This is a genomic window from Arthrobacter oryzae (genome assembly GCF_030812315.1).
Taxonomy (GTDB): Bacteria; Actinomycetota; Actinomycetes; order Actinomycetales; family Micrococcaceae; genus Arthrobacter; species Arthrobacter oryzae_B.
In genome coordinates this window covers 320,923-333,894 of record NZ_JAUSSM010000004.1, presented here as the reverse complement: position 1 = coordinate 333,894, position 12,972 = coordinate 320,923, and the positions used below count along the sequence as shown (strand labels likewise).

Annotated in this window: 11 protein-coding genes; 7 read left to right on the top strand and 4 right to left on the bottom strand. The window is 66.0% G+C overall.

The features are described 5' to 3' along the window. Positions 1 to 37 precede the first annotated feature (37 nt). Both J2S97_RS10725 and J2S97_RS10720 read right to left on the bottom strand, forming a co-directional pair. Positions 38 to 889 (bottom strand): matrixin family metalloprotease, encoded by an 852-nt coding sequence (locus J2S97_RS10725; RefSeq protein WP_307049175.1) that lies wholly within the window; start codon positions 887 to 889, stop codon positions 38 to 40. A 53-nt stretch (positions 890 to 942) separates the two neighbouring features. Beyond that, positions 943 to 2,121, bottom strand: coding sequence for a VIT1/CCC1 transporter family protein (locus J2S97_RS10720; RefSeq protein WP_307049173.1), 1,179 nt, complete (start codon positions 2,119 to 2,121; stop codon positions 943 to 945). Between the two features lie 258 nt (positions 2,122 to 2,379). Between J2S97_RS10720 and J2S97_RS10715 the strand changes: the two genes are divergently transcribed. Next, positions 2,380 to 2,610: a hypothetical protein gene (locus J2S97_RS10715; protein WP_307049171.1), complete on the top strand. Its 231-nt coding sequence runs from the start codon at positions 2,380 to 2,382 to the stop codon at positions 2,608 to 2,610. A 101-nt stretch (positions 2,611 to 2,711) separates the two neighbouring features. Here the strand turns inward: J2S97_RS10715 and J2S97_RS10710 are convergent, their stop codons facing one another. Further along, the gene (locus J2S97_RS10710) at positions 2,712 to 4,238 is read right to left on the bottom strand and encodes a sodium:solute symporter (RefSeq protein WP_307049169.1); all 1,527 of its coding nucleotides are present in this window, start codon (positions 4,236 to 4,238) and stop codon (positions 2,712 to 2,714) included. 296 nt (positions 4,239 to 4,534) lie between these two features. Between J2S97_RS10710 and J2S97_RS10705 the strand changes: the two genes are divergently transcribed. Continuing rightward, complete coding sequence (locus J2S97_RS10705; protein WP_307049167.1) at positions 4,535 to 5,110, top strand: helix-turn-helix domain-containing protein; 576 nt, start codon at positions 4,535 to 4,537, stop codon at positions 5,108 to 5,110. Positions 5,111 to 5,159: 49 nt separating this feature from the next. Here the strand turns inward: J2S97_RS10705 and J2S97_RS10700 are convergent, their stop codons facing one another. Beyond that, complete coding sequence (locus J2S97_RS10700; RefSeq protein WP_307049165.1) at positions 5,160 to 7,136, bottom strand: amino acid transporter; 1,977 nt, start codon at positions 7,134 to 7,136, stop codon at positions 5,160 to 5,162. Between the two features lie 407 nt (positions 7,137 to 7,543). Here J2S97_RS10700 and J2S97_RS10695 point away from each other — a divergent pair, with 407 nt between their 5' ends. The 5 genes from J2S97_RS10695 (at position 7,544) to J2S97_RS10675 (ending at position 12,945) form a co-directional block, all read left to right on the top strand. Then, a complete protein-coding gene (locus tag J2S97_RS10695; RefSeq protein WP_307049163.1) occupies positions 7,544 to 9,007 on the top strand; it encodes an ammonium transporter in 1,464 nt (487 codons plus the stop codon). Then, positions 9,004 to 9,345, top strand: coding sequence for a P-II family nitrogen regulator (locus J2S97_RS10690; RefSeq protein ID WP_307049161.1), 342 nt, complete (start codon positions 9,004 to 9,006; stop codon positions 9,343 to 9,345). Before J2S97_RS10695 ends, J2S97_RS10690 begins: the two co-directional genes overlap by 4 nt. Before the next feature lie 105 nt (positions 9,346 to 9,450). Continuing rightward, positions 9,451 to 10,557, top strand: coding sequence for an agmatinase (gene speB / locus J2S97_RS10685; protein ID WP_307049159.1), 1,107 nt, complete (start codon positions 9,451 to 9,453; stop codon positions 10,555 to 10,557). After that, entirely contained in the window at positions 10,554 to 12,248 is a 1,695-nt protein-coding gene (locus tag J2S97_RS10680) for a thiamine pyrophosphate-binding protein (protein WP_307049156.1), read from the top strand. The genes speB and J2S97_RS10680 overlap by 4 nt, the downstream gene beginning before the upstream one ends. Positions 12,249 to 12,465: 217 nt before the next feature. Continuing rightward, complete coding sequence (locus J2S97_RS10675) at positions 12,466 to 12,945, top strand: MarR family winged helix-turn-helix transcriptional regulator (protein WP_307049155.1); 480 nt, start codon at positions 12,466 to 12,468, stop codon at positions 12,943 to 12,945. Positions 12,946 to 12,972 lie beyond the last annotated feature (27 nt).

Genomic DNA, 12,972 nt, shown 5'->3' with positions numbered 1-12,972 from the left:
AGGGTACGACTAGCAGGGTCCGGCCAGCAGTGGCCGGTTAAAGGTCCTTGCGGCAGGCGGCCCGGCCCAGCTGGTACAGGCCGTTGAGGTCGCCGGCGGCGAGGCCGTCCGGGGTTCCGATTTCCGGGTACATCAGCTGCAGGGGGTCGTCCACGTGTTCCAGCCCCATGACGTGGGACAGCTCGTGCAGGATCACGGCGGTGGCGTAGGCGGAGCCTTCCGGCCGTTCGAGTTCGCCGGCGATCTGCGGTGCGTCAAGGTCCAGGCTGCCGGTGACGAAAGTCTTCGAGCCGCCGTCAAAGCTGTAGTGCGTGCTACCCCCGGTTCCGATGACCTGCCCCTTGAGCTCGGGGGAGACCTCCGGGGTAGTCCACGAAATGAGCAGCGGCGCCCACCGCTCGCCGTAAGTCTCCGGCTGGTAGGGATCGCGGTCCTCCGACGGCGCTTCGGTGGACGGGCCGTCGTTGATGAAGCGGATACCCGTGGCGCGGGCAATGGTGCTGACGGCTTCCTCCACCAGGTTCTCCGCGCCCGCCGGTGCCAGGCCGGCATTGACCACGTAATGCAGCGGGCGGCAGGGCGAATAGCCCACGGGCGTGCCGTCGTCGTTAGTCGCCAGGAATTTGAAGGAATCGCTCGGCACGGGCGGCTTCTCCGCTGTTCCCAGCGGTGAGTCCTCTTCCTCCAGACCCGGTGGAGGTGCGTCGGAACCGACGGCTTCCGCAGCCGTTCCCGGCTGCTGGGCCGCGGCCTGTCCGTTGGGAACTGTGCTGTTCCGAAATTCGAAGAGCCCCACGAACCGGGGATCGCCGTAGAACAGTCCGGCAGCCGTAAAAGCCGCTACTGCGATCAGGGCGGTGAGGGCAACGTTGCGCAGGATTCGGGCCATACCCATCCGGCTGGAATGCCGCGGATTCCGTCGGCCGGACGGTGGACTGTCCACTAGGCGACCACCGCGCCGAATGCCAGGCCGAGCAGGTAGGTGACGCCCGCCGCGCCCATGCCGATGGCCAGTTGCCGGAATCCGCGGCTCGTCGGGGAGGTCCCGGACAGCAGTCCGACGACACCGCCCGTCACCAGGAGCGCCAGGCCCACCAGCACGGCGGAAACCACCAGCGCCGCGACGCCCGTCATGCCCAGCAGGAACGGGATGATCGGAATGATCGCCCCGGAGGCGAAGAAGCAGAAGCTCGACGCCGCCGCGCTCCAGGCAGTGCCCACCGCTTCGTGCTGGTCCTCGGCCTCGGGGAGTTCCGGCTGGAGCGACAGGCTGGGGTCGCAGTCGCAGCTCAACAGTCCCATCCGCTCCGCCACACGGTGTTCGGCGGCTTCCCGGGACATCCCGCGGGCCAGGTAAACCAGCAGCAGCTCGTTGTGCTCGATGTCCAGCCGCGGGGCGGCGGAAAGGGTGATCTGGGTGGGCCGCGTTGCCGCCAGCAGCTCGCGCTGGGAGCGGACGGAGATGAATTCGCCGGCGCCCATGGACAGTGCCCCGGCGAGCAGCCCGGCCACGCCGCTCAGGAGTACCACTTGGCTTCCGACGCCGGACGCGGCCATGCCCATGACCAGCGAAAGGTTGCTGACCAGGCCGTCATTGGCGCCGAACACGGCGGCCCTGAAGGTGCCGGCCAGCCGGTTCCTGCCGCGGGTGGCGAGTCCGCGGACAACTTCTTCATGGATCTGTTCGTCGGCAACCATTGCGGGCGTGGCGAATGGGTCCGAGGAGTAGGGGGAGCGGCCCTCGGCGCGCTGGGCCAGCGCCAGGACGAATACGGAACCGAAATGGCGGGCCAGGAATCCCAGCAGCTGGCTGCGGAGGGATGCCGGGCGGGGCTTCCCCGCGTGATCGCCGAGGAGCCGGAGCCAGTGCGCCTCGTGGCGGCCCTCTGCTTCGGCAAGGGCCAGCAGGATATCCCGCTCCTCGCCGCGGCGGTTCTGGGCCAGGTCGCGGTAGACCGCGGCCTCGGCGCGTTCGTCGGCAAGGTACTGGCGCCAACGCTTGATGTCGCCGGGGCCGGGGGCTGTGGCCGGCGTTGCGGCGGTGTTGGCTTGCGGGGTTTGCGCGGCCGGGGTGTCGGCGGGACGGGGCTGGTTCCGGTCAGATTTAGCGTGCTGAGACACGAACACTCCTGGGCTTGATAGGGCATGGTTCGGCCCCATTGCAGGTCCAGCCTACCCCGGATTCACGCCGATTTTCGGCCGGTGGTCCTCACCAGGAAGTTTAGGCGGACCTCAAAAACCGCTGTGGTGGACGGGCTTTTGCGGGGTGCAAAGCTCCGGCTCTTGACCGCGCGGAATGCCGGTGCTGTGATGATTGCCAGGGCAGGTGCTCCCACGGCCCGGCCCCTGGCCGCACAACCAGACACGGAGGTTTGCACCATGGATACCACCGGATCACGCCCCATCCAGCCGGAACGCGACACCATCGAATCCGATCCCGCCTATGACTTTGCCGAGGACGCGCCCATCGATGACACAGCGGAGACCGAGGAAGAGGAACTGCTCCAGGAGGCCGATCGGCTGGTTCCCTTGGGCGAGGAGGATTTCCTCGGCGACGAGAAACCCGTGGTGCCGCTGGAAGAGTTCCCTGAGCCCCGGGAAGACGAGTGATTCACTGCGTCCGTAAGCGCCGCCCCCGATATTAACGAACGACGGCGGTGCCTCCCGATGGTGAACCCGAGGGAGGCGCCGCCGTCGTGCGCCGTTCTGGTTTAGTGCTTGGTGAGGACCGGAGCAGTCTCTTCTTCGGAAGCGTTGCCGGCAACGCGCCGGCGCCAGTTGGCCATAACCGCCGGATCCGTCGGCTTGGTCGCGAAGGAAAGTGCTACATAGACCACCAGTGCAGAGCCGAGGCCGTAATAGATCGGCTCGTTGGCATAGATACCGTCAGCGCTGGGAAGAACCCCGGTTGCGTAAAGCGTCAGCAGGGCAAGAGTAACCACCGATCCGACTGCCATGGACCAGGCTGCAGCGATGCCGGTGCCACGCTTCCAGACCAGTCCGCCCAGGATCGCCACCAGCAGGCCGCCCACCAGGATGTCGTAGGCGATGGTCAGTGCCACGATGACGTCCCGGGTGATGATGGCAATAAGGATGGCCACGATACCCAGGCCAAGAACCCACATGCGGTTGGCCTTGACGTCGTGCTCCGGGTTGTCGGTGTCATCTGTGTTGATGTCCTTGCCAAACCAGCTCGCCACGAACGGAAGGACGTCGGCGCGTGCCACCGTTGCGGCTGCGATGAGGGCACCGGAGGCGGTGGACATCATGGCGGCAACGGCTGCTGCGAGCACCAGGCCGCCGATGCCGATGGGCAGCAGGGTCTGCGCCACCTCGGCGTAGACAACGTCCTTGCCCTCCGTAGCGACATCGATCTCCGGCAGGGCAACCCGTGCACCCAGGCCGATCAGGGCGCCGGCAGCGCCGTAAAGGATGCAGTAGACGCCTGCAGTGGCGCCGCCCCAGCGGGCAACAGTGGGGGTCTTGGCGGTGAAGACGCGCTGCCAGATGTCCTGGCCGATCAGCAGGCCCAAGGTGTAGACCACGAAATACGTGAGGATGGTCTGGGCGCCGATGCCGTCAATCTGGAAGAAGCTGTCCTCGACGCGGCTGCGGATGCCGTCCAGGCCGCCCGCTGCGTTGAGCGTGAAGGGCAGCATCAGGAAGAAGATTCCCACGGTCTTGATGACGAACTGGACCTGGTCCGCAAGGGTGATGGACCACATGCCGCCGATGGTCGAGTAGACCAGGACGATTGCGCCGCCGATGGCGATGGCCAGGGCGCGGTCCCAGCCGAACAGGACCACGAAGATCGTGGCGTAGGCGCCGGTGGAGGTGGCGCAAAGCATCAGCGTGTAGGCCAGCATCACGATGCCGGAGGTCTGCGTGGCCCGGCTGCCGTAGCGGAGCGTCAGCATCTGGGACACCGTGTAGATCTTCAGCTTCTGGATGGTGCCGGCAAACAGGAGGCTCAGCAGCAGTACGCCGGCGCCGATGGCCACCACCAGCCACATGCCGGAGATGCCGAACTTGTAGCCGAGGCCCACGCCGCCCACTGTTGAGGCGCCGCCGAGAACCACGGCGGCCATGGTGCCGGTGTAAAGGAACGGGCCAAGCCTGCGGCCAGCCACCAGGAAGTCGCTGTTGTTCTTAGTGCGGGACTTGCCCCACCAGCCGAAGGCCAGCATGGCGACCAGGTACACCACCACAATGGCGATGTTGACGAAATTTGCGTCCATGAAAAGGCTCCTTGGAGCTGATTGGCAGCAGGGCGGGAATTCGCGGGAGCGTCAGCGCAGTGCCGGAAGTCCGCTGCTATGTTGCGGTTGATGCAGGGGGAGATCCCTGTAGGTGTTTCGGTGAGTGTAGGTGATTGCCTAATAGACAACACCTGTTGCCTAAAAGGGTATGTTGTGACGGTGGTAACAGTCAAGGGCATTTGACATCCACGGCCCGTTCCCGCGTCACAAGGTGGCTCTCCAGCTAGTATGGCTCCAGCGATGGGGCCGTGCGGCCGGCTGCGAAAGGTTCGTTAATGAAGGCTCTACCAGTTGAACCGAGCAACATTCCAGTTGCCATCGGTTCGCGCATCCGTGCTGCCCGCCAGTCCCAGCGGCTCACCATCGAGCAGGTGGCAGACGCCACCGGTCTCACCAAAGGATTCCTCAGCCGGGTTGAACGCGACCTCACCTCCCCGTCGGTCGCCTCCCTGGTGACGCTGTGCCAGGTGCTGTCCATCTCCATCGGCGACTTGTTTGCCGCGCCGGAGACCCATCTCACCAAAAAGGACGAGGGGCCGCGCATTTCACTGGGCGGAGAGGGCATCATCGAGCGCCTCCTGACGGCGCGCTCGGAACGGCGCGTCCAGATCATCCAGGCCGTGATCGAGCCCCGCGGCCGCGGCGAATCCGAACTCTATGCCGTGGACTGCGACGTTGACGTCCTCCACGTGATCAACGGCCGGATCCGGCTGATCCTCACGAACGAGGAATACGAGCTCAGCACCGGCGACACTGTGACGTTCCCCGGCAGGGAGCCGCACACCTGGATCAACCCCACGGACGATGCCGTCGAGGTGCTCTGGGTGCTGGTCCCGGCCGCCAGTCGCTGACCCGGCGGCCAGCCGCTGACGCGGCCCGGGCTTGGTAAAGCCGGGTTGACTAGCCCACGTGGACCCAGGGCCGGCGGGTGACGTCCGGCTCCGCCTCGCGCAGCACTTCCCGGGTAACGGGGGCGATCTCACCCTCGCCGAACAGCAGGAACCGCGTCAGGTTGGTCAGCGGGTTCCCCTCGGTCCAGCGGAAATAGATGTGCGGCATCAGGCCCGTGACATCCCGGAGGTGCAGCAGCACGGCCGCCAGCGTGTTGGGCACGTTATTGCTGTGGATTTCAAGGATGCGGAAGCCGTGCCGGACCTTCCCGGTGACCAGGAGTTCCTGTTCGAAGTCCGAGCTGTCGTCAACAAGGATCTCGATGAAGATCGCGTCGCTGTCCCCCGGCAGGTGGTTGGCAAGTTCTGCGTGCTCAAGTTTGGCCCGGTACCGCGCGGCGCTGAGGCGTTTGGGCTCGTGGGCGATTAGCCGGATGGGCCCCTCTTCGCTGGCAGCCATGAACTCCAACGCCCGTTCGTCCAGCCTGATGTGGGTGGCGCGCAGCTCGAAGGAACGCCTGACGCGTGAAGCGAAGCTCACCACCACGATGCCGAGGATGAACATCGCTGCGATCTTCAGGCCGTCGGGGCGTTCCACCACGTTCGCCACAGTTGTGTAGAGGAAGACGACGGCGATCGCCCCGAAGGCGACCGTCCGGCCGCGTTGCTGCTTGCGCCGGGCGGACAACGTGACGGCGATGGAAGCTGACGTCATCAGGACCAGGACGCCGGTGGCATACGCGCCGCCCTGCGCTTCGACGTCGGCCTCGAAGACCACCGTGATGAGGAAGGCGACGGCGGTGAACACCAGCACCAGGGGCCGCACGGCCCGGGTCCAGGCGGGCGCCATGCCGAAGCGCGGGAGGTAGCGGGGCACCAGGTTGAGGAGCCCTGCCATGGCGGAGGCGCCGGCGAACCAGAGAATGGCGATGGTGCTCAGGTCGTAGACGGTTCCGAAGCCGTCGCCCAGGTACTGGTGGGCCAGGAAGGCCAGCGCCCGGCCATTGGCCTTGCCGCCCGGTTCGAACTCGGCTGCCGGGATCAGGAACGTGGTGATGAAACTGGACGCGATGAGGAACGCGCTCATGATCAGGGCGGCTGTGGTCAGGAGCTTGTGCGCGCCGCGGATCCGGCCGGCCGGCTTCTCCTCGGTGTCGTCCGGGCTGCCCTGGATCTGCGGCATGACGGCCACACCCGTTTCGAAACCGGAGAGCCCCAGGGCAAGTTTGGGGAAGACCAGCAGGGCGATGCCGATCATCACGAGCGGGTTCCCGTGCTGCTGGTTGAGGGCGGCCCACCAGTCCGTGACCACGTGGGCTTCGCTGTACACATGCGCGAGGCCTACCAGCACCACCACAGCATTCAGCAGGAGGAACACGGCCACCAAGACTACAGCCACGTTGATGGCTTCCTTGAAGCCGCGGAGGAAGACGATTCCGAGACCTGCGATCAGCCCCAGCGTTATGGCCACTTCCTGGCCGTGCAGAAAGTCGGGCGCGAACGGGTTCTCGATGGCGTGCGCACTGGCATCCGCGGCCGAGAGCGTGATGGTGATCATGAAGTCCGTGGCCGCGAACCCCAAAAGCGCCAGGACGAACAGCTTGCCGCCCCACCGCGGAAGGAGTCGTTCAAGCATTGCGATGGAACCTTCCCCGCGGGGACTTTCCGAGGCGACCCGGCGGTACACCGGGAGGGCGCCGAGGAGCGTAACGGCCACCAGGACCACAGTGGCCAAGGGGGAGACCATTCCTGCGGCAAGCGCGGCAATGGCCGGCTGATAGCCGAGGGTGGAGAAGTAGTCAACGCCAGTGAGGCACATGACCTTCCACCAGGGCTGCGGTGTGTGGTTCGCCTGCGGCTGGCCGTGGGGCCCCTGCCGTTTGCCGGATCCTTCAGGCATGCCCTCCAGCAGCCAGCCCCTTAGCTGATGGGGCTTGCGGTTGTACCTGTCCGAGGGGTCGGCGGGCGGCCGGGTGAGCGTGGTCACGGTGTCCTTTCAGGCAGCGTGCCTCCGGCCGTGTTCGGCCCATGGTGCTGCTCCTGATTGGAGCGTAGGCCCGGGAAAGTGTGCAGGATGCCGGCCTTAACGAAACCTTTACGCCCCCTGTGACCGCCATCACTTTCCGCGTGGAGGCGCCACGCCTGCGGGCTTGGCGCACGGACGTGGGCCCTGGGCATCCATGGTGAGATGTACGTCACATTTTGGAAACCTGCCGGTAACCCAGGATTCATGCCCGGCCGGGCTGTTTAACGTCCCGGAAAAACTTCGGGGCTATGGCCGAAACACCGCGGTTGTAGCGTCGGATTCGGGGAACTCGTAGCTGCATCGTCGTTTTGAATGGTCTCGCCGTAGCCGGCGCCCAGGAGCGCCACTTCTTGAGGAAGGCTCCCAAAATGAACATCTCTACACTCAATGTGGGAATGGCAGTGGATCCCGCGGTGCTCGATCCCGGCGCCACGGCCTGGATGCTCGCAGCGTCCGCGCTCGTCCTGCTGATGACCCCCGGCCTGGCGTTCTTCTACGGGGGCCTTGTCCGGATGAAATCCGTCCTGAACATCATGATGATGAGCTTTGGCGCCATGGGCGTCGTTGCCGTGGTCTGGGCGCTGTGGGGCTACGGATTGGCGTTCGGGCCTGACACCATGGCCGGACTCGTCGGAGACCCCTTCGCGAACCCCGGACTGAGCGGGCTGACGAGCACCATCGGGGGCAAGGCTCCCGGGCTCCCGGACATGGTGTTCATCGGCTTCCAGGCCACTTTCGCCATCATCACCGTGGCGCTGATCAGCGGAGCCGTGGCTGAACGCGTGAGGTTCGGGCCGTGGCTGCTTTTCGCCGCGCTGTGGGTCACGCTCGTCTACGCCCCCATCGCCCACTGGGTCTGGGGCGGCGGATTGTTCGGCCCCACGGGCATCGTAGGCAGCAAGATCTCCGCACTCGACTTCGCCGGTGGAACCGTGGTGCATATGAACGCCGGCATAGCGGGACTCATGCTCGCCGTCGTTCTTGGAAAACGCCTTGGATTCATGAAGGATCCCAACATCCGTCCGCACAACCTGCCTTTCGTGATGCTCGGCGCAGGACTCCTGTGGTTCGGCTGGTTTGGCTTCAATGCCGGCTCTGAACTCGCAGCCGATGCCACCGCCGGCCTGGCCTGGACCAACACCCTGCTGGCCACGAGTGCAGCACTCCTGGGCTGGCTGCTGATCGAAAGGCTCCGGGACGGCCATGCCACTTCCCTTGGTGCCGCGTCGGGAGCCGTGGCTGGCCTGGTCGCGGTCACGCCGGCCTGCGGGTTCGTGGACCCCGTAGGCGCCATCCTGATCGGAGCCGTGGCCGGGGCAATCTGTGCGCTCGCGGTCGGACTCAAATTCAAGATCGGCCTCGACGACTCGCTGGACGTGGTGGCCGTGCACTTCGTCGGCGGCCTGTGGGGGACGCTCTCACTGGGATTCTTCGCCGTCCCCTCCGTCAAGACCGAGGGCGGACTCTTCTACGGCGGCGGCCTGACGCAGTTCTGGCCCCAGGCCCTCACCGCGCTGATCGTCACCGCCTGGAGTGCCATTATGACCACGCTGATCGGATTAGCCATCCACAAGACGATGGGCATGCGGGTATCCGAAGCCAACGAGCGGTCCGGTATCGACGTCACCGAACACGCGGAAACCGCCTATGAGCTGCTGATGGTTGGCGGCACGTTCCATCCCGGCGAACACCACGGCAAGACCGTACCCGCGGAGGGGAAGGCGGACCATCCTGCTGCTGCTTCCGCGGAAACCCCTTCGGAAGTGACGGCGCAGGGCCAGGTGGACCGCCAGACAGGCCGTCAGGCAGAGAACAGCAAGGTGCGGACATGAAACTCATCACCGCCATCGTCCGTCCGGAAAAGGTTGAGACCGTCAGGGCGGCTTTGGAAGGATTCGGCGTCAGCGGCCTGACAGTGAGCCAGGCCAGCGGCTACGGCCAGCAGCGGGGCCACGTCGAGGTATACCGCGGAACCGAATACAACTCCGACCTCCTGCCGAAAGCCCGCGTGGAGGTGCTCGTGACGGAGGAGGCCATGGACGGCGTGATGGCGGCCATCGAATCCGGTGCCAGCACCGGGCGGTTCGGGGATGGGAAGATCTGGACCGTTTCCGTCTGCGACGCCGTCCGGGTCAGGACGGGGGAGCGGGGGTCGTCCGCCATCGACTGAGCGGAATGCCGCTGCGTGATTGGTAAACACTTGATGCACAACGGGAAACTTGAGTGTATGATGGGTGTCACACTACCGATCCATCCTCGAAGGAGAGGCGTTCCTTTGGAAGAGCTGCGCATCGAGGCCAACGGCAACCTTGGCCCTATCGATTCATCCCGTATCCCCCGCTACGCCGGGGCTGCTACCTACGCCCGGCTGCCCCGCCTGGACCAGGTGGCCAAGGCCGACATCACGGTGGTGGGAGTGCCCTTCGACTCCGGCGTCTCCTACCGCCCGGGCGCCCGCTTCGGTGCCAACCACGTCCGTGAGGCCAGCCGGCTGCTGCGCCCCTATAACCCGGCGTGGGACGTCAGCCCGTTCGAAAACGTCCAGGTGGCAGATGCCGGCGACATGGCCGTGAACCCGTTCAACATCAACGAGGCCATCGAGACGATCCAGCAGAACGCCCTGGACCTGACGGCCGGCGGCAGCAAGCTGGTTACCCTTGGCGGGGACCACACCATTGCCCTGCCGCTCCTCCGGGCCGCCGCCGAGCGCGCCGGCGAGCCTGTTGCCATGCTGCACTTTGATGCGCACCTGGACACCTGGGACACGTACTTCGGGGCCGAATACACCCACGGCACGCCGTTCCGCCGCGCAGTCGAGGAAGGCATCCTGGACACCGAGGCCATCAGCCACATCGGAACCCGCGGCCCCCTGTACGGCAAGAAGGACCTCGACGACGACCACCGCTTTGGGTTCGGCATCGTCACGTCGGCCGATGTCTACTATCAGGGCGTCCTGGAAACAGTGGCCAAGGTCCGGGACCGCATCGGCAACCGTCCGCTGTATATCTCCGTTGACATCGACGTCCTCGATCCCGCGCACGCGCCGGGCACCGGGACGCCGGAAGCCGGCGGCATCACCAGCCGGGAGCTGCTGGAGATCATCCGCGGCTTCCGCGGCATGAACCTGGTGGGCGCTGACATCGTTGAGGTTGCTCCGGCCTACGACCACGCCGAAATCACCGGCGTCGCGGCCAGCCACGTTGCCTACGAACTCGTCACCCTTATGGCGGACTCCGCCGTTGAAGGCAACAGGTTCGGCAGCGCCAACGGCTACGCCGCGCAGGCGCTGGGGCAGGAGAAGCGGCACCAGGCGGGCTTTGCTGCCGCCGCTGCCCAGTCCGCAGGAATCATCCGTCCAACCGTCGAGGAGTTCTCCAAGTGATCGATTTCGATCCGGGCGCGGCAGCTCCGACAAAAGGTACCAGCGTCCGCAACGGCGGGGATCTCGTCGTCGAGACCCTTGAGGCGCTGGGCGCGAAGACGGTCTTTGGCATTCCGGGCCAGCACGCGCTCGGCCTGTTCGACGCGATGGGCCGGGGAAACCTGCACTTCGTGTCGTCGAGGGTGGAGAACAATTCCGCGTTCGCGGCCGACGGGTATTCGCGGGCCACGGGCGAGGTCGGTGTCCTGTTCCTGTCCACCGGCCCGGGTGCGCTGACGTCGCTGGCCGGGCTGCAGGAAGCGTACGCCACCGGTGTGCCCATGGTGGTGGTGGCCAGCCAGATACCGCTGGACGGGCTTGGCGCCCGCCGCAAGGGCATGCTGCACCAGCTCGATGACCAGAAGGCCTCGGCCGCGAACGTCACCAAAAGCCAGCGGCTGATCCAGCACGCCTCCGGAATCCCTTCGGCCATCCAGGACGCCTGGACCGAGGCGATTTCCTCCCCGCAGGGCCCCGTCTGGCTGGAGATCCCGCAGAACGTCCTGCTGGATCCCATCATGGTCCCGCCGGTGGAGGACGCGCTCGCCGAAGCGGCGGACAACCCGCCGCGCGTCGAACTCGTCCGTGAAGCAGTCAAATGGCTGTCGACGGCGGAACGTCCGGCGATCATCGCCGGCGGCGGCACGCGCCGCGGCCGGGCCGAGAAGTCCCTGCTGTCCATCGCGGAGAAGCTGCGCGCACCGGTGATCTGCACCCCCGGCGGCAACGGCGCGTTCCCCTGGAACCACGAACTGTCGCTGCAGTCCTGGATCGAGGACCGGCACATGACGGACCTGCTCGAGGACGCGGACGTGCTGATCGTCATCGGCTCCTCGCTGGGCGAGGTCACATCCAACTACTTCACGTTCGAGCCGCGCGGCCGGATTATCCAGATCGACGCCGAACCCCGGGTCCTGGAGTCCAACCGGCCCGGACTGGGCATCCGTGCCGACGCCGGCCAGGCCCTCGCTGCGCTCGATGCTGCACTCACCGAACCGCACGGTGAGCGGGCCGACTGGCACGGCATCTCGCCGGAGGCGCTAGTCAAGGAGTCCCTGGCCAAGGTCAAGGCCCGGCTCGAGTCCCAGGACCTCGGCAAGGAGCTGAAGTTCATGGCCGACATCCGCGAAGCCGTACCCGCGGAGATGCAGACCTTCTGGGACATGACCATCTCCGCGTACTGGGGCTGGAGCTGCTGGGACGCCCGCGAGGGACAGTTCCACTCGGCCCAGGGTGCCGGCGGGCTGGGCTTCGGCTTCCCCTCGGCCATCGGCGGGGCAGTGGGGCTGGAAACCACGGGCAAGCCCGGACGGGTCCTCGCAGTCTCCGGTGACGGTTCGGCCATGTATTCCATCTCAGAGCTGGCCACGGCCAAGCAGCACAACGTCCCGGTCACCTGGCTGATCGTGGACGACGGCGGCTACGGCATCCTGCGCGAATACATGGTGGGCGCCTTCGGCCAGGCCACCGCCACCGAACTCGCCCGCCCCGACTTCGTCAAACTCGCCGAAGCGTTCGGCGTCCCGGCCGTACGGGTTGCCCCGGAGAATGTCGGGGACGCACTGAAGTCGGGCTTCGCGGCGGACGGACCGAACGTCGTCGTCGTCGAAACCCTGCTCAAGATGTTCGGCCCCACCCACCTGGGCGTCTGAACACTCCACCCAAGCAGGCGCACCTAAGCAGTCCACAACCGCAACACCCCGCCGCCACCTAGCGCGAACGGACAGTTGAGGCCCCTTTTCCAGCCGGAATTGGGGCCTCAACTGTCCGTTCGCGCTATTGCTTTAAGGTGCCGCCATGCGATTAGTTTCCCAAAGCAACTATTTCCCCGGTATAGTTGCCTTAGGCAAGCAAAAGGGGATATCCAGCATGGCAGTTGCACCGGACACCGCGGCCGATCTCGTCTACCAGATCTTCGACCTCCAGCGCGCGGTCCGCTGCGTAGCGGTCTCAAGCCTGCGCGGGCAGGATACCGGAGTGGCGCTCCAGGGCGTCCTGCGGTTCGTGGGGGAGGGGGAGTCCCGGGCCACCCACCTCGCCGCGAGGCTCGGAGTCAGCGCTCCCGTCCTGAGCCGGCATATTGCCGATTTGGAGGAGCAGGGCCTCGTGGTCCGCAGGCCTGATCCGGAAGACGGACGGGCCCAGCTGGTGGCGCTGTCCGAGGCCGGAGCGGGAAAGCTGCGCGAGATAGAGCAACAGCGAACTGCGACGCTCCAGGGCTACCTGCAGGACTGGAGCGAGAACGACGCCGAAGAGACCGCGAAAATCCTGAAGAAACTTGCCGAATCCCTCAGGGATTCAGCCCGGGCAAAGACGGCCGGATCCACCGAAAACATTCCAACCGCTTAGGAGCTGCACATGGCAAGCCACGCTACA